The organism is Enterococcus sp. DIV1328a, assembly GCF_050536905.1.
Taxonomy (GTDB): domain Bacteria; phylum Bacillota; class Bacilli; order Lactobacillales; family Enterococcaceae; genus Enterococcus; species Enterococcus faecalis.
In genome coordinates this window covers 921,976-940,001 of record NZ_CP172912.1, presented here as the reverse complement: position 1 = coordinate 940,001, position 18,026 = coordinate 921,976, and the positions used below count along the sequence as shown (strand labels likewise).

The window sequence follows — 18,026 nt, the reverse complement described above, 5'->3', positions numbered from 1 at the left end:
CTCCTTAAAATTAGTTACTGTTCCAAAAATTCTTTTAACTCTGCAGGATTTTTTTCGCTGTTTAAACCAACAATTAAACGAATCCGCGCTTTCGGTCCGTTTAAACCACGGGCAAAAACGACCCCCATTTTTTTCAAGCCAACGCCACCACCAGCATAATCATAGATATCTTCAGCAATGCCATTGGAACAACGAGAAACTAAAACGACTGGAATCCCGTTGTCTAGCATTTTTTGTAATGCTGGGAGCGTTTCTGGCGGTAAATTACCCGCGCCTAGCGCTTCAATTACTAACCCATCCGTTTCTGGGGTGTTTAATAATTCAAACATTCGTTCACCCATCCCCGCATAGGCCTTCACTACGTGAACATTTCCTTTCACAGAAGAAACATCGCAAACTTCTTGCGGTAAGACCTCTTTCGCAAAAAAAGCACGTTCTTTCGCAATGGTTCCAATTGGTCCAAAAGTTGGCGTCCGAAACGTTGCGACGTTCGTTGTATGTGTTTTTGTCACATAACGCGCCGTATGAATTTCATCATTCATCACGACTAAAACACCTTTATCGTACGATTCGTCTGAACAAGCAGTCCAAATAGCACTGATGAAATTATACAAGCCATCACTACCGATTTCGTTACTTGACCGCATTGCTCCTGTTAAAACAATGGGGATTTTTTTCTCTAAGGTTATATCTAAAAAATAAGCTGTTTCTTCTAATGTATCTGTTCCATGCGTAATAACCACGCCATCAATTGGTTCAGAATAAGCTTTTTGAATCCGTTCTTTTAATTGAAACATCCGTTCTAAGGTCATGTGTGGTGAGGGAATATTAAAAATATCTTCGACAACTAAATGAACCTTGCCAGAAAATAATGCTTCTTGTTCCATCAACGGATTTTTTTCATTCGGGGCAACACTTCCTCCTGCTACTTTCGACATGGAAATGGTCCCACCTGTATGAAGGACTAAAATGGTCTTCATTTGTTTCCTCCTTTGTTTTCTTTATTTTTTAACCAAAATTGTTTCACTTGTTGAATGAGTTGTTCATTGGTGTTTGCCTTTCGATGCGCCAACCAATGCGGCGGAAAGAAACGCTGGACACTTGGTAATTCAAATCGTTCGTCTAATAACAACACAAAGCCTTTATCTTGCGCATCTCTAATGACACGTCCAGCCGCTTGCAAGACTTTATTCATGCCAGGAATTTGATACGCAAATTGAAACCCTTGCCCTCGCTCTTCTTGATAAAAAGTGCGAATCAGTTCTTGCTCTGGGTTCATTTGTGGTAGCCCGACACTAACAATTATCGTACCAATCAATCGGGTACCTTTCAAGTCAATTCCTTCTGAAAATATACCACCTAAAACACAAAAACCGATGAAAGTTTCTTGAGGATTCTCTTTAAATTCAGCTAAAAATGCTTCTCGCTCTTTTTCGTTTAAGTCCGTTCCCTGAATTTGAGTTTTTACTTGCGGGTAACGTTGGCTAAATACTTGATAGACATCATCCATATAGGCGTAGGAAGGAAAGAAAATTAAATAGTTGCCTGTTTTTGTTTCACTTAACTTCCCTAAAAGTTCACTAATCTGTGGATAACTTTTTTCATGGTTTTTATAGGTTGTTTGAAGATGACTACCGATTATCAACAATTGATTTTCTTCTGGAAAAGGATACGGAATCCGATAACGTAGGCTTTCTCCACCTCCACCAAGCACTTCTTGATAATAATTCAGAGGTGTTAAACTTGCCGAAAATAAGATACTCGCTTTCCCTTTATCTAATCGTTGTGACAATAAATAAGCCGGATCGACACAAAATTGTTTCACAACGCAGTCATAGTTTCGCAAAGAAATAGACGTATAAAAGCCGTTGTCGTAATACTCGCTGATTCGAAGATAACTTAAACAATCAAAATAAAAACTGAGAATCGACGCCAATTCCTCAATGTGTTGATTTTCTGGCAACCATTCTGCAATTACTTCTGTTAATCGATGTATCTGTTTAACTAATGAATCAATTGGCGCACGTTGGGCAAAAAAATCCGTGTCTTTTTCTTCACAGATTGCTTCAATATCATCAAACGTAGTTAAGACTTTTTGACAAGCTCTTTTTAATTGAACAGATTCTTTTTGCAATCTTTTTTGAATTTGCAAAACCGCATTCCTAGAAATAGCGGCCGAATACATCTCCCGTGAACGATTAACCAAATTATGGGTTTCATCCACTAAAAAAATATTCTCTTCTGCACTTTGGGGTTCTTCAAAGAAGCGCCGTAAATAAACCGTTGGATCAAATAGATAATTGTAATCGCCAATAATTAAATCACACCAAAGACTTGCATCTAGCGACAACTCGAATGGACACAATTGGTGCTTTTGTGCATACCGTTCAATAACCTCTCTCGTTAAATGATTTTCATGTTGCAATAAATCCCACAGTCCCTCATTTAAACGATCATAATAGCCGTCAGCAAACGGGCAATGTTCTGGTGTACAATTTCGTTCAGTTAAAAAACAAATTTTATCTTTTGCTGTTAACGTAATACTCTTAGTTTGCGCTTGTTTTTCGGACAGCGCTTTGACGGCATCTTCAGCCACTTGCCGCGTAATGGTCTTAGCTGTTAAATAAAAAATCCGTTCACCTTCTTCTTCACCAATTGCTTTCATCGCTGGAAAAAGAGTGGACATTGTCTTGCCTGTTCCAGTTGGTGCTTCCACGAAGAGCCGCTGTTTACTAAGAATTGTTTTATAGACGGCTACCGCCAATTCTCGTTGCCCTTTGCGATACTCCCCGTAAGGAAAACTAAGATTTTTTAATGATTTATTTCTCAAAATACGCCACTCTTCTTTAAAAATTACCCACTGTTCATAGCGCTTCATCAAATCAGTAAAAAACTCCGCTAATGCAGCTTCTGTAAAATGGCGTTCTTGTCGTGTGATTTGTTTTGTGGTGGTCTGATAATAAGTGAGTTGAAGCGTTATTTCAGAAAGTTGTTCTTGTTGGCAATACATGTGACCATAACACATCGCTTGATACCAAAACAATTCGACCTTTTCTGGCGGCAATTCTTCAAACGCTGGTTCGGATGTTTTAATTTCATCAATGACCACTTGCCCAGTTTCTTTCACAAAAATGCCATCTGCACGACCTTCTACACAATAATTATGGCCATTTAAAGGCACCTCAATTTTTAAAGATACTTCCTTTTGATAAAGGCTCCCCGCTTCCTTTTGCAGCATTCGATGAAGGCGACTACCTTCTTGTGGTGTATGTTCACTCACATGGCGAGAATCGATACTTCCCCGCCTTAAAATAAATTCGACCACTTGACGCACCGCAATTTTTCTCGTTGATTTCACGTAATCCCACCTATCTGCCTCCCTATTATAGAACATACATTCGCTAAACAAAAGCAAAAAATCCAAAACGAACACAATCATGCGTTCATTCTGGATTTCTCTTTAGATTATCATCAATTAAAAACAACTTGTTTCTTCTAACTGTTTGGTTTCTTTTCCATTTGCTTTTGCCACGACCAATTGCGCCATTTGTTTAAACGAATTATTTAAACCAATGCCACCCTTTTTGGGCATCTTCACAATCGGTACTTGCTGATAATAGTGACTAACTGCTGGATTTTCTTCTGCCATCGCTGCAATTGCAGGAATGCCCGCAGCATTAAACTTACAAGCTAGACGAGCGGCCATTTCTCCAAAATTAGGATAATGCATGGCAGGTCCGCAAAGAACCGCATCGGCATGAAACTTTTTTGCAAAGCCAATAAATTTCTTTGCTACCTCTTCCTCGTTTTCCAAATAATATTGGTCACCACAATAAAGTGTCGCAACAATTTCCGCTCCTTGCTTCTGTAAAAATGGTAGCAATGTTACCCCTGGACCTAAGGGAGCTTTTTTACCACTTGGTTTCAGCTGAGCTTGTTCATCACTGCCAAATCCTGCTAAACTGTGGTTTAAGACTAAAAGGATTTTTTTCACGCCTATTTCCTCCTTTTTTATAAATCATCGAAGTCAAAGGAATCAAAATCAATTTCTTCACTCTCTTCTTCTTGTGCTTTCCATTCTTCACGTAAATATTGGTCATCCATAACTCGAATAAAAGGATAATAAATGAACATTCCTAGTACCAATAAGAGAGCTTGCAGAATTGATCCTTGCCAACCGCTGACTAAAAATCCTGAGATAATTGGCGGGGTCGTCCACGGCAATTGAATACCGTTCGTCAATGGAACTAAGCCCCAATCCATAGCAAAATAGGCAATAATAATATTAATTGCGGGTACTAAGACAAATGGAATTAAAAGGATTGGATTTAAAACAATTGGTAACCCAAAAATGATTGGTTCGTTAATCCCAAAAACACCAGGAATTAGTGAAAGTTGCGAAAGCTTTTTAATTCGTTGACTTTTACAGAATAAGACCATCACAATGATTAATGAGAGTGTGGAACCGGCGCCACCAAATGTTGCAAACATATCTTGAAATTGTCCAGTGATGATGTTGGGAATTTCATGACCGTCTTTAAATGCTTGTAAATTTTCAACAGACAATGCCCGCAAAACAGGATTAAAGACTGCGCCAACCACGCTACCTCCGTTAATGCCAAAGAACCAAAAGAAGTGTAAAAATAAATAAGCAATGCTCATCGCACCTAAGGTATTACCAAGACTCAATAAGGGCGTTTGTAGAAATTCAAAAATAACATCTTGTAAATTACCATAAGGAGTTAAAGCAGCCAGCCAATTGACTAAAAACATGAGAGTAACAACTAAAAAACTCGGAATCAGGGCCTCAAAAGACTTAACCACTGTTGGTGGCACTCCTTCTGGCATTTTTATTGTCCACCCTTTACGAACAATGGCCACAAATAAACGAGTCGCAATTAATGCGACAATCATTCCTAAAAACAAGCCACTGGAACCCATCCATTTTAAAGGTAAACTAGTAACTTCATAAACCTTTGAACTATTTTCCGGTGTAAATAATGTTTGATAAGGCGTTACAATAAAAAATGAAACCAATGCGATAATTCCTGCTTGCATTGCATCCACATTGAATTGTTTCCCTAAACTATAGGCAATACCGACAACGGCCAGAATAGTCATTACATCAAAACTAGCACTAGCTGGAACAGACATCATTGTCGCCCAGTCTTTACCAAGCAAATGAGACATCCAAGTATCCCATTGCGGCAAAGGAAAATTAGCAATTAATAAGAAGACCGAACCAACAATCAACAAGGGCGTTGATAAAAGGAAGCCATCACGAATCGCTACTAAATACTTATTTTCTCCTATCACTTTTGCCAAAGGGGTCAATACGCGCTCTAACCAATCCAAAAATTTTTGCACGGTCGTCACTCCTATCTATTATTTTTTATTTTGCTTAATTAACCGCAGCGCTTCTTTCAATGCTTTTTCGCCATCCATCATGCCATAAATTTCTGGCGCAATTGCAGCGACAGGAATCCCTTGAGGAGCAAATTGTTCTTTTGTTTTTTCTAATAAAAAACGGACTTGTGGTCCTAATAAAATAGCAACAGGCTTCTCTGCTTCAACCACTTCCTGTGCTCTTGCAATAGGAAAAGCAGTAATCATTAAAGGCATTTGATGTTTTTCCACCACTTCCATCATTTTATTCACCATAATACTTGTAGACATTCCTGCATCACAAAAAAGATAAATTTGTTTTTTACTCATGTTCCTTCACTCTCCTCATTTATTCAATTGGTGCTTTGATTCTTTTTTCATAGGCTGCTAACCATTCTTGTGAAATCGGCTGAATCTCTGTGGTATGATTCTTGCCTGGATTTGCAATATAGATTTCTGGTTGCTGCATATCAGTACCAACCGTAAAAGTAAATTCCACATTCGTAGCTACGCCCCAGTCTCCCTGTTTGTTCATGGCCACTAGTGAAAATGCTCCTGCTTTCCCATAACGTTGGGTCAATTTTTCATGAAAAGCATAGACGGCTTGATCACATGCTTGTTGTGGCGAGCGCCCTTCCCCCATTAAACGGACGATTTCATAAGAAAGACAGCCTTTCATTAAATCTTCACCTAATCCTGTAGCCGCAGCACCACCAATTTCGCTATCAACATAAAAACCAGAACCTGACAGTGGTGAATCACCAACACGTCCTGCTTTTTTCATGAAGAGTCCCGAACTGGAAGTGCCAGCTGCCATTGATCCTGTTTGGTCTAACGTAATAGCGCCGACAGTATCATGCCCATCATAGGGGTTCAACTGATTTTCCTGAATTTCTTTTAAACGCTTTTGCCACCATTGATTAGCGCGTTCTGTCAACATATTCTTTCTTTCAAAACCGTGCAACATTGAATATTTCGTTGCACCTGCGCCAACACGAAAACTATTAAACTTCTCTTTACTTAATGCTTTAGCCACTGAAATCGGATTTTTAACATCTGTAATTCCTGCCACAGCACCAATTGCAAATGTGTCTCCATCCATATAGGCAGCATCCATTTCTAAAATCCCTTCCTCATTAGGTAAACCGCCGTAGCCCACTGACTTATAAAAAGGATAGTCTTCTACTTCTTTAATTAATTGTTCCACGGCCGTGCCTGCAGCACCTCCTTGTTGTAATTCTTCTGTAGCTTTTAGTAACCCATCATGTGCCATCCGCCATGTCGCAATTGCACCCCAAGTCATTTTCCATCCGCCCTTTCGTTAACGCTTACATTTCTCCATCATTATAAACTAGTATATACTGTTTTGTATATACTGAAAATGAAATTTTATACAGAAAAATAGAAGATACACGTATGCGACCTCTACGAAACACATTGGCTCCTTCTCATACGTGTATCTTCTATTGGTTTTACGCTTCTGTTAATGCAATCATCGCTTGCATATAGATTTCCAGATTAAGCAGTAAATCTTTTTCATCCATATATTCATCTTGGTTATGCGCAATGCCTTTTTGACCAGGAAATGATGGACCAAAAGCAACGATATTCGGCATAAAGCGAGCATACGTAGCACCTGTAGTTGTGACTGGCGTCCCATCTAAGCCAGTAATTTGTTCATAAACCTTGGTTAGTTTTTGAACATTGCTCTCATCTTTTGGAAACAGCGTACTAGGGAGGCGGCGGATGACGGTCACTTCACTTTCTGGAAATAGTGCCTTCGTTAGCTGCGTGGTTACTTCGTTTTCTGTAATAGAAACAGGATAACGCACGGCCAATGATAACACCAATTGCTGTCCTCGTTTTTCCAACGCATAGGGCGTTAAAATCAATTGCCCACTATCCTGATCCTTAAAGTCCAGAGCTACTCCTTCGCCATAGTGCTTTTCGTGAAAACTAGCGGTTAACCAGTCGAAATACTGTAATAAATTTCCTTTGACTAACTGTTCCTCGCTAATTTTCTGTGCCAATAAAGTAATCGCGTTCTTGCCTAGTTCTGGCGCATTGGAAGGGGCGCGTTTTCCCGTGATTGCTGTTGTTTTTCCTGCAATCACCACACTTAATTGATCAGGTACGTGGTCTTTTGCTTGATCACCCATAATCTGACCAATTTGTTCACTTGAATCATCTGGGATGGTCGTTGTGATTTCATAATTAACAATCCCTCGCTCCCCATAAACTACTGGATATTTACAATCTGGAGTAAATCCAAAAATAGGTGCGTTTTCCTTCTCTAAATATAAGGGGATATCTCCACTCCCACTTTCTTCATCCGTGCCAAACATTAAGCGAATGGTTTTCTTTGGTTGGTAACCAAGTTCTTTCAGTAATTTCATTCCATACAGGCAAGCCAAGATAGGACCTTTATTATCTAGAATTCCTCTACCATACAAACGTTGATTTTTTTTCGTTAATTGAAAGGGCGGCACTGACCAGCCAGAACCTTCTGGTACTACATCTAAATGACCAATAATTCCCAGATATTCTTCCGCTGTTCCCCATTGCGCATAGCCAACTACGTCATTGACAATCTCAGTTTGAAAGCCATAACGCTCTGCCAGTTTCAGCGTTTCTTCCAAGGCTCTTTTCGGTCCTTCGCCAAAAGGGGCCTCTTTTTTAGGCGACCCTTTCACACTTCGAATCTCCATAATTTTGTTTAAGTCTTCATAAAATAAATCTTTTTGAGCGGCTATTTCTTCTTTAATCTTCATTCGTTCCAAGAACCTCCTAGCTCCACTTGGTTGTTTTCAGACGGGCTATAACGGGTCAGTGTGTTTTTAAATGTGTACCGATCTGCTCGATATAAAGAGACATCATATAAAATGGGGGTTGCATCAAGCGCATAGGTGATAGAGTGGACTTGTAAAAGTGGCTGGCCCACAGGAACATTCAATAATTCTGAAATTTCCGCTTCAACTAAGATTGCTTCAATTTCTTGATGCGAATAAGCAATCTCGACGTTCTTCTCGATTAAGCAGAAAAGAGAGCCCTCGAAGTCTTGCTTCGTATGGCCTTGTACGTATGCCTGTGGCAAATAAATTTTTTCAACTGTCATTGGCTCGCCGTCTAACATTCGGCGGCGAATCAGTTCATAAATTGCCTCATTTTTGCCCACTTGGAGCGCCTCCCGAATTTTCTCAGCGGGATGTACTACTTCTTCAAAGGAAATGACTTCTGTCTGGCTTTTTTTCCCGTAAGCTTTGGCTGCCTCAGTAAAACCTTGTAAGCCAGCGCGACCACTTTGAATTTTCGCTTGCGACATCACATAACTACCTTTACCATGTCGTTTTACCAAAATATTTTTGCGGATCAAATCATCAATCGCTTTACGGATGGTCAAGCGACTGCAGTTATATTCTTTAGCTAAATCATATTCTGAAGGTAATTTTTGTGCACTTACATACAGACCGTCTCGAATTTTCTTTTCAATTTCTGCAGAAATTTGCTTAAATTTGGGTGCATTTTCTGTCATTTCATCGCCTATCTTTCTTCAAAAAAATAAATTTCCTAGTATATACCACACTGTCTATACTAAATCAATTTTTAAGAAACCGCAATCATTTGTTGCGTTTCTTAAAAATCAAAAAAGAAAGCGAGCCACAAGTCGGTTGGACTTGTGGCTCGCTTCCTTAGGAAAAATATGTTATTTCCCTTTCATCCGTTCTTTGCCTTCTTGACACATATAGAGTAGCGGACAGGCTTCACATTTAGGCGCTCTTGCTAGGCAGTGATAACGCCCAAAGAAAATCATGGTATGGTGCGTTTTCACCCAGAGTTCTTTCGGAACTTTACGCATTAAGGTTTGCTCAACTTCAGTAACATTCGCATTTAGCTTACAAATTCTAAGGCGCTTGGACACTCGTTCCACATGTGTATCTACTGCAAAAGCCGGTTCGCCGAAAGCATCTCCCATTACTACATTGGCTGTTTTTCTCCCCACGCCAGGTAAACTGACCAGTTCATCTCTGGTTTGCGGAACTTCTCCATTGAAACGTTCTAAAAGTTGTTGTGCGCACGCTTTAATATTTTTTGCTTTATTGCGATATAAGCCAATGGTTTTTATTTTAGCAATAATCTCCTCCACCGGCGCAGCTGCTAAAGCTTCTGGTGTTGGAAAAGCTGCGAATAAACCAGGAGTCGCTTTATTTACCGATACATCGGTTGCTTGCGCACTTAAAATCACAGCAATTAATAATTCAAAAGGATTCTTATGTTTTAATTCACATTCTGCATTTGGAAACATCTCATACATAATTTCAATAGCTTCCATCGTTTTCTCTTTTGATAGCATGGCCCACCTCCTTTTTATTCACTGTCTTCTGGATTTAACCAATTGTGTAATGTAACTTTTGGTAACGCTTCTTGTGTCTGACCTTGTTGTTCAATCTCATTTTGAATCATAGAATCTTTTCGTTTTTTCTGATCAGCAGCCACTTGTTCTTTGGTGGTAATATTTTTACGCTCCCACGCAAGTAAAATACGATCAATATATTTCAAACTATACGCCTGATTTAAAACAGCTTCTCGCAACGCTAACCGGATTAATTCAGGGGAATAATGGTCCGTGTTCAACCACTGACCAATCATTTCTAATTCAATGGGTGAAAGTGGACGTCCGAATTCTTTTTCAAAGCCTTGGTAAAGCTGTTTAATTTCATCTTCGTGGTTTGCGACAACTTGTTTTTCTTTGCTCGTTTGTAAAAATAATTGAATCTTTTGAAAAACAGGCAGTAAATCATACGTATCCATCATTTGACCTTTTTGGTTTTGTTGTGTTTCAATTCGAATAAATCCGCGAGAAACCAATTGATTTAACAACTTATAAATCGTATCTGGCGTTTTGCCCATCGTCTCTGCAATCGCCATTAAGTCTGGAAATAAATCGCCTGCATTTTGCGAACGAAAAAGTTGCAGTAAAAAGAGAAATTCATCATCTTTCAAACCAATTTTTTGGTAATGATCAAATAGTAAGTTTGAGATTGTTGTTTCACCAGCTTCTAAATATTCACGAATTGATAACATTGTTGTTGTCCACTTCCCCTTGCTTGTTTCACTTATTGCACTTGATAAACATCAAAATAAATAGCTTTCATATAATCAATTAAATAACTAGGATTCAATTCTTCTCCCGTTGCATCATAAATTAATTGATTTGGTTTACGTGAAGCGCCGTACTGATGAATATGTTGTGTTAACCATTTACGGATATCAGAATAATCCTCCGAAGCTAAAATTTCATCAACAGATAATTCTTGTTTCATTGCGTGAAATAGTTGTGCGGCGTACATATAACCCAAGGCATAAGATGGGAAATAACCAAAGCTACCTCCAGACCAATGAACATCTTGAAGGACACCTTCTAAGTCATTTTCAGGTGATACGCCTAAGTACTCTTGGTATTTTTCGTTCCACACTTTTGGCAAATCAGCGACTTCCAAAGAACCATTAAATAACATTTTTTCAATTTCATAACGAATAATGATATGCAAAGGATAGGTGAGACTATCGGAATCAATCCGAATCAAACTTGCTTTCGTTTCTTTTAAAGAAGCATAGAAATCTTCAAAAGCAATATCATCAAAAGTACCTTCTACGCATTCTTGGAAAAACGGGTATTGTTTTTGCCAAAAAGCCCGGTTGCTACCAATGATAATTTCATTAAAGAGCGATTGTGATTCGTGAATCCCCATAGAGGCACCTTCGCTTAGTGGCGTAAAGTCAAATTTAGGATCAAAGTTTTGTTCGTACATCCCATGACCCGCTTCATGAATCACACCAAATGTTGCCATTGAGAAATTATTTTCTTCCCAGCGCGTAGTAATCCGCGCATCATTTCGATTTAGAGCTGTCATAAATGGATGAACTGTATCATCTAATCGTCCTTTTGAAAAATCATAGCCTAATTGCTCAACCACACCAATCACAAAACGGCGTTGTTGTTCTTTGGTCATTTTTCTAGATAAAAAGTCAGTTCTAGGCGGCGTACCTTTTTCCGCTAAAACGGTCCGAATTTCTTGAATCCCTTGTTTTACTTGGTCGAATACTTGGTCTAGCTTCTCAACCGTCATCCCCGGTTCAAATTGATTTAATAACACATCGTACGGTGTTTTTTCTTCTTTTTGCCAATAAGGAATGAACTCTTTTTGGAACGCAACGACCTTCGTTAAGGTTTCTTCTAACAAGCCGAAATCTTGTGCAGCGCGTGCTTTTAGCCAATCTGTATGTGCTTGGTTTAATACTTTAACATATTCTTGCATACGTTCAGCTGGAACATTTTTATTCAAAGCATATTCTTCTTTTACTTTTTCAAAAACCAGTTTCCCTAATTCAGATAATTCTTCAGGGCGTGTCTCAAAATAGGCCAATGCTTCTTGAATAACTGGGCCAATACTTCGTTCAAAATATAATCCGGTTAAATACCCTTCTACTTCTCCTCGAAAAGGACTACTTTTTTCTGGCATCCCAGTTGATGAATCCCAGTCTAATAATGTCAAGGCATTTTTTAGTAATTGAATTTCTTTCACTTCTTGTAAAAATACAGCTTCCTTCATTTTTTTACACCAGCTTTCTTAGTCTTCCCGTGGTTTTCTTGGTGGACGTGTTCCCCAGTATTGGAATAAATCTGTTCGTAAGGCTCCGTTGTAAAGCTTCCGTTTTTTAGTAGCTTTGGCACCATAATATTCTTCAAAAGCAAGATCACTCGTCAGTATATACTTGCTCCAAGTAGTTAACGGACGGAAAACATGGCCCATTTCTTTATACAAACGACGAACACTTTCCTCTTCTCCTAATCGCTCACCATAAGGCGGGTTAGCTACCATTACACCATATTCCTTCTCGGTTGTAAAATCTTTTAATGCCAATTGTTTAAAGGTAATTGAATCACCTAAACCAACTTCCTCAGCATTCGCTCGTGCGACTTCAATCATTCGCCCATCAACATCTGAACCACAGATATCTAATTCAACATCGTAGTCTGCCTTTGCCTCGGCTTCGTTACGTACTTTTTCAAAAATTGCTGGATCAACCCAATCCCATGTTTCACAAGTAAAACTACGATTAAAGCCAGGGGCAATGTTATGGCCAATTAATGCTGCTTCAATACAAATCGTTCCAGAACCACAAACTGGATCATAAAAAGGACGATCTTTGCGCCAATTGGTCAACATCACTAAAGCAGCTGCCATGTTTTCCTTAAGAGGTGCGCCCCCCTTTTCAATGCGATAGCCCCGTTTAAATAAACTTGGCCCAGTCGTGTCCAACGTCAACGTCACTTTATCTTTTAGCAGAGCCACTTCTAATTTAAACAAAGCTCCTGTTTCGGTTAAGGGCACCGTCGCTGGACGATGGTAAACTTCTCTTAAACGGTTAACAATGGCTTTTTTGGTGATGGCTTGGCAATCAGGAACACTATACAACTTTGACTTAATTGATTTACCTGCAACCGGAAATTCTGCATCTAAAGGCAAATAATCTTCCCAAGGAAGTGCTTTAACTTTTTCAAATAATTCATCAAAACTATAGGCGTTAAATTCGCCAACGACGATTTTAATCCGATCTGCTGTTCGTAGCCATAAATTGGCAGTAGCAATTGTTTCAACTGTGCCTTCAAAGACGGCCCGACCATTTTCTACTTCACAGGGAATCCCTAAATCACGCAATTCTTTTCCAACTAATGCTTCTAAGCCACTAGCAGCCGTTGCAACAAGTTTGAATGTTTTTTCTTTCGTCATAAAAACTCCTTCTTGACTCTTTTTTATTGTCTGGAGCTAACAGTCCTGCCGACTACTGCTCCGCTTGTTTTTTGTAATTGTCCGCTTTCTCTGAACTAAACGGGCCTGTCCCGGCCTCTTTAGAACAGATAGCTTACTACTTTTATCTCAGTTTCTTTATTTTAACATTTTTTTATTCTTTTCGTAAAAAAAGCCTTCACAACTACGTTGGAAGGTCTTCCTGAATTACTTGTAATTTTCTATAAGCCATGTTCTGTATCACCAATTCTTCAGGAAAAATTGGTGACGGTCATCATCTATCTGCAGAGTAAACTCTGCCTCTTCTACTCGTTCATTTCCTTTAGAAGAGCGCCCCTACCATTGTTTGGGTTGCTCGCTCGAGGGGTTTACCGCGTTCCACCGATGGAGTTTCCCACATCGCTTCGTCACTGTGGCACTTTCAAGGATACTTTGACATAGTCGAAACCTTAGTCATTTTTCCTGCCGTTACTCTAAAAGAGTACCTTAGCTTATGATTTCGCTAAGCACGAACACTACAAGCATCTCAGCTTGTGCGAGCATGGACTTTCCTCAGCTTGCAAAAGCAAACCGCGATCACCCGAAAATTACAAATCTGTTTAAACGAACAGCAAAAATTTATACACTAAAACAAGTGTCCGCTATTCTAACAAATGCTTTCTGTTCCTCGTGAAAACTTGACTTAAATTGTCTTGTTAAAATTGACGTGTTTGTGCATTATCAACATCATGGTTCGCTGGTTCTGCAGTCATTGACGGTGCGGAAGGCGTTACAGGTGTTGAAGGTGTTTCATCTAACTTTTTACCAAAAACTTCACGCTCTAAGTTTGATAAACGTTTTAAAATATCAAAGTTGGTCACTGCTGCACTTTTTGGTACTTCTTGAGCAACACGAGGCGTTGGTTGGTTTTTTGATAATTGGTCTAATTTTGCCATTAAGCGGCTGTTTTCTTCTTGCAAGCTTAATAATTCTTTATTATAAGCTTCGTAGTCTTTAATAACATTGTCTAAAAATTCGTCTACTTCAATTGGGTCATACCCGTTCATCATTTTCGTTTTAAATTCTTTTTGTAAAATGTCTTTAGGACTATATACTAAATTTGCCATGTTTACACCTCATTTGTTTATTTACGATAGAAAATTTCATAGTTCCACAAATACTATTGTAACGAAAAATAGCTAGAAAATCAAACAGATTCTCTAATCAATCACCGAGTTTTGTAAATCATCCATTGTAATTAAGCGAATATCATAGGGTTCTCGTTCCGAAAAATGTTGTGCATCCTTTAAAAAATACTCCGTTTTGCCAGGGTACTCTTTGTCATAAATAAGTAAGCTACCCCCAGAATGTTCCAAAAGAAATTTTGTATGCATTTTTAATTGTGCTGGCGATTGATAGGGCTGGTGACTTACTGAGTTGATATAATCAGCCAAACTTTCCGCTTTCGTTAACAGTTCTCGATTTTGTTCATTCCAATTATTGCCAAAGTCTTTAAATGGATAAAGCAAACCTAGCTGGACTTCTGGATATTCCGTTTTTAATTCCCCAACTACTTCAGCTGTCCAAAGTTCAACACCTAAATTGCCAGAAATCAAAATCCATTCTACTCCCGCTTCAATATAACTGGCTAACTCTTTTTTTAAGACATTTTTAATAACTGTGATTTTCGGGTCTTTTCCTTGAAATATCCCCAATTCAAAGCTGCGATAACCGGTGACATAGAGGGTTTTTATCATTTCCATAAGTCATCCCTTTTCTTTCAGGTCTTTTTTTTGGTATAATACAGGCTAGGAGTGTGATAAACGTGACGTTCCATTATCCTAACGGAATACCTTATAATCATCATGAAGCACAATCACCAAAAAAACAAGTAAAAAAGAAACGCCCCGTTGAATTTGGTAATCGTGGGATGGATTTCGAAGAAGCGATCAATCAAAGCAATCAATATTATCTATTGAATAAGCAAGCAGTCGTTCATAAGAAACCCACTCCTGTTCAAATTGTTAAAGTAGATTATCCCAAACGAAGTGCGGCTGTTATTAAGGAGGCCTACTTTAGACAAGCTTCAACGACTGATTATAACGGTGTATATCAAGGCCGTTACATAGATTTTGAAGCGAAAGAAACGAAAAATACCACGTCCTTTCCCTTTAAAAATTTTCATCAACATCAAATTGATCATATGGAACAATGTATAGCACAACAAGGGATTTGTTTTGTGCTATTATGGTTTTCAAGCTTAAAACGCTGCTTCTTTTTTAGTGGTGAAAATCTAATAACGCATTGGAAAAACCAAGCAGTTACTGGAAAAAAATCTATGCCGCTTGCACTCATCGAGAAAGAAGGAATTGAATTATCTTTTGGAATCGCACCGCGAATCCCTTATCTCGACGCAGTGGAACAATATATTCAGACACACTAGATTCATAAAGTTTTGAAAGTATAACAAAGGAGTTGCTATTTATGCCAACCGCAAATTCAGGCTCGCGAGCTGCTAGACATGCATCCAACACCTCATCGAAGTCAAGTTACAAGAAAAAAACACAACCGCCGAAAAAGAAAAAACGGCTTGTTTTAAAAATCTTTCTTGGCTTACTTATCGCTGGGATGGTCGCTTTTTTAGCAGGCGTTGGTCTTTTTTGGTTCTATGCACGACAAGCCCCAAAATTAGAAGATGACAAACTGAATGCGACAGTTTCATCGAAGCTTTACGATATTAATAATGAAATTTTTGAGGATTTAGGCGCAGAAAAGCGTGAATTAATTCAACCAAATGATGTGCCTCAATTATTAAAAGATGCCATTGTTTCTGTCGAAGACCGTCGTTTCTATAAACACATTGGTGTGGATCCGATTCGGATTATCGGTTCTGCCCTTTCAAATGTCAAAAATGGTGGATTACAAGGCGGAAGTACCTTAACCCAACAATTAATTAAATTGTCCTACTTCTCTACAAAAGAATCTGACCAAACCTTGAAACGGAAAGCACAAGAAGCATGGATGGCTGTTCGTTTAGAACGTGAAAAATCAAAAGAAGAAATTTTAACTTACTACATTAACAAAGTCTACATGGCGAATGGTTTTTATGGAATGGAAACAGCGGCTGAAAATTATTATGGTAAACATTTATCTGAACTTGATTTACCACAAACGGCCCTACTGGCAGGAATGCCACAAGCGCCAAACTCATACGATCCCTATACAAAACCAGATACTGCTAAAGAACGTCGGGATGTTGTACTTTACACAATGTACGACAATAAAAAAATCTCGAAAGCAGAGTACGAAAAAGCTAAAGCTACCCCAATCGATGAAGGCTTAGTGCCATTAAAAGCCAGTGATGACAATCGAAAAGTCGTAGATAATTACGTCAAAGAAGTAATCAATGAAGTGAAAGCAAAAACTGGTAAAAATGTTTACACAGACGGACTAGATATCTACACAAACTTAGATATGAATGCCCAAAAACAACTTTACGATATTGTCAACAGTGATCAATACGTTGCGTTTCCAGATGATAAAATGCAAGTGGCTTCAACCGTTATTGATGTTGCCTCTGGACAAGTCCGAGCACAAATTGGGGGTCGTCACATTCCTGATGATGTGCAATTAGGAAACAATTTAGCTGTTAACACCCAACGTGATGTTGGTTCAACCGTGAAACCAATCATGGATTATGGTCCCGCAATTGAGAATTTAAATTATTCGACAGGTCGCCTCATGGTGGATAAACCAACGAAATATCCTGGTACCGACATTGATGTCTTCAACTCTGATTTAACATACCAAGGCGTCATTACTATGCGCCGTGCGATTATGGGTTCTCGTAACACGACTGCGGTCCAGACGTTTGATGAAGTTGGTAAAGAAAACATCATGCCTTTCATTAAAGGGCTAGGAATTGACTATAAAAACTTAGAAGCCTCGAATGCCATTTCAAGTAACACAAGCGATGTAGATGGCGATAAATACGGGATTTCCTCATTGAAATTAGCAGCAGCTTATGCGGCTTTCGCCAATAACGGGGTTTACAACAAACCGTATTACGTGAACAAAGTCGTTTTCAATGATGGAACTAGCGTTGATTATCAACCTGATGGTAAACGTGCGATGAAAGACTCTACCGCCTATATGATGACGGATATGTTAAAAGATGTTTTAAACGGCGGAACAGGATTTAACGGCGCCATTCCAGGCTTAATCCAAGCGGCCAAAACAGGGACTTCTAACTATACTGATGAAGATTTAGCGCGAATGGGCACAACAGAAAAAGGAATTGCCCCGGATAGTACCTTTGTTGGTTATACAACACACTATGCCGTTTCTGTTTGGACTGGATACAATGATCGAAATACACCAATCTATCAAGAATACTATGGGATTGCCTCGGATGTTTATCGTGAAATAATGAGTTACTTGTCTCAAAATGTTTCAAACGATGACTGGGTGCAGCCAGACAGTGTTGTGCGGGTAGGTAATGAATTATACGTGAAAGATGCCTATGAGGTACCAAATGTACAAGTTTTACCAAGTACTACCTCTTCAGCACCACAGCCGGAATCTAGCAGTACGGTGGAATCCTCTTCCACAAAAGAAGCGGAAAGTTCATCAAGTTCTAGTTCAGAAAGTGCGCCTTCTTCCTCTGAAGCGCCACCATCAACCGAACAACCGACAAGCTCTTCCTCAGCAGAGCAACCGGCAACATCGGAACAACCACCTGAACCATCAAGTTCTAGTTCACAAGAACCACCGCAACCACCTGAAAGTAGTTCTAAACCAGACGAAAATAAAGCAGCATAAAAAGTACGGGGCTCATGATGAGCCCCGTAC

The 18,026-nt window shown here is 39.1% G+C and carries 16 protein-coding genes and 1 other RNA gene; 2 read left to right on the top strand and 15 right to left on the bottom strand.

Annotated features, from left to right (window positions below; all coding sequences use genetic code 11):
• Positions 1–14: 14 nt before the first annotated feature.
• The 15 genes from IGL93_RS04590 to IGL93_RS04520 all read right to left on the bottom strand — a co-directional run bounded on the left by IGL93_RS04590 (position 15) and on the right by IGL93_RS04520 (position 14,938).
• Positions 15–980 (bottom strand): asparaginase, encoded by a 966-nt coding sequence (locus IGL93_RS04590; protein ID WP_002357976.1) that lies wholly within the window; start codon positions 978–980, stop codon positions 15–17.
• Positions 977–3,439: a helicase C-terminal domain-containing protein gene (locus IGL93_RS04585; protein ID WP_284954785.1), complete on the bottom strand. Its 2,463-nt coding sequence runs from the start codon at positions 3,437–3,439 to the stop codon at positions 977–979. The genes IGL93_RS04590 and IGL93_RS04585 overlap by 4 nt, the downstream gene beginning before the upstream one ends.
• Before the next feature lie 36 nt (positions 3,440–3,475).
• A complete protein-coding gene (locus tag IGL93_RS04580) occupies positions 3,476–3,994 on the bottom strand; it encodes a GrdB-related putative oxidoreductase (RefSeq protein ID WP_002361637.1) in 519 nt (172 codons plus the stop codon).
• Between the two features lie 17 nt (positions 3,995–4,011).
• Positions 4,012–5,367, bottom strand: a complete 1,356-nt coding sequence (gene celB, locus IGL93_RS04575) for a PTS cellobiose transporter subunit IIC (RefSeq protein ID WP_002384702.1) — start codon at positions 5,365–5,367, stop codon at positions 4,012–4,014.
• Positions 5,368–5,385: 18 nt separating this feature from the next.
• Positions 5,386–5,715: a PTS sugar transporter subunit IIB gene (locus IGL93_RS04570; RefSeq protein WP_002357981.1), complete on the bottom strand. Its 330-nt coding sequence runs from the start codon at positions 5,713–5,715 to the stop codon at positions 5,386–5,388.
• A gap of 19 nt (positions 5,716–5,734) precedes the next feature.
• Entirely contained in the window at positions 5,735–6,688 is a 954-nt protein-coding gene (locus IGL93_RS04565) for a N(4)-(beta-N-acetylglucosaminyl)-L-asparaginase (protein WP_002361636.1), read from the bottom strand.
• Between the two features lie 169 nt (positions 6,689–6,857).
• On the bottom strand, positions 6,858–8,156 hold the full coding sequence (locus IGL93_RS04560) for a Sapep family Mn(2+)-dependent dipeptidase (RefSeq protein ID WP_010775740.1): 1,299 nt from the start codon (positions 8,154–8,156) through the stop codon (positions 6,858–6,860).
• Positions 8,153–8,917, bottom strand: a complete 765-nt coding sequence (locus IGL93_RS04555; protein ID WP_002357984.1) for a GntR family transcriptional regulator, LSA1692 subfamily — start codon at positions 8,915–8,917, stop codon at positions 8,153–8,155. The genes IGL93_RS04560 and IGL93_RS04555 overlap by 4 nt, the downstream gene beginning before the upstream one ends.
• Before the next feature lie 171 nt (positions 8,918–9,088).
• Positions 9,089–9,736 carry an endonuclease III gene (nth, locus tag IGL93_RS04550; protein ID WP_002357985.1) on the bottom strand — a complete coding sequence of 216 codons (648 nt, stop codon included), beginning with the start codon at positions 9,734–9,736 and terminating at the stop codon, positions 9,089–9,091.
• Between the two features lie 14 nt (positions 9,737–9,750).
• Positions 9,751–10,467 carry a DnaD domain protein gene (locus IGL93_RS04545; RefSeq protein ID WP_002361632.1) on the bottom strand — a complete coding sequence of 239 codons (717 nt, stop codon included), beginning with the start codon at positions 10,465–10,467 and terminating at the stop codon, positions 9,751–9,753.
• Positions 10,468–10,499: 32 nt separating this feature from the next.
• Positions 10,500–11,996 carry a carboxypeptidase M32 gene (locus IGL93_RS04540; protein WP_010713516.1) on the bottom strand — a complete coding sequence of 499 codons (1,497 nt, stop codon included), beginning with the start codon at positions 11,994–11,996 and terminating at the stop codon, positions 10,500–10,502.
• Positions 11,997–12,014: 18 nt separating this feature from the next.
• Positions 12,015–13,178: a THUMP domain-containing class I SAM-dependent RNA methyltransferase gene (locus IGL93_RS04535; RefSeq protein WP_002357989.1), complete on the bottom strand. Its 1,164-nt coding sequence runs from the start codon at positions 13,176–13,178 to the stop codon at positions 12,015–12,017.
• A gap of 237 nt (positions 13,179–13,415) precedes the next feature.
• Positions 13,416–13,784, bottom strand: an RNA gene (gene rnpB / locus IGL93_RS04530) — RNase P RNA component class B.
• A gap of 107 nt (positions 13,785–13,891) precedes the next feature.
• On the bottom strand, positions 13,892–14,302 hold the full coding sequence (gpsB, locus tag IGL93_RS04525) for a cell division regulator GpsB (protein WP_010775738.1): 411 nt from the start codon (positions 14,300–14,302) through the stop codon (positions 13,892–13,894).
• 93 nt (positions 14,303–14,395) lie between these two features.
• Positions 14,396–14,938, bottom strand: a complete 543-nt coding sequence (locus IGL93_RS04520) for a DUF1273 domain-containing protein (RefSeq protein WP_002360568.1) — start codon at positions 14,936–14,938, stop codon at positions 14,396–14,398.
• A gap of 62 nt (positions 14,939–15,000) precedes the next feature.
• Here IGL93_RS04520 and recU point away from each other — a divergent pair, with 62 nt between their 5' ends.
• Complete coding sequence (recU, locus tag IGL93_RS04515; RefSeq protein ID WP_002388848.1) at positions 15,001–15,618, top strand: Holliday junction resolvase RecU; 618 nt, start codon at positions 15,001–15,003, stop codon at positions 15,616–15,618.
• A gap of 41 nt (positions 15,619–15,659) precedes the next feature.
• The gene (locus IGL93_RS04510) at positions 15,660–17,996 is read left to right on the top strand and encodes a PBP1A family penicillin-binding protein (protein ID WP_010775737.1); all 2,337 of its coding nucleotides are present in this window, start codon (positions 15,660–15,662) and stop codon (positions 17,994–17,996) included.
• Positions 17,997–18,026: the final 30 nt, after the last annotated feature.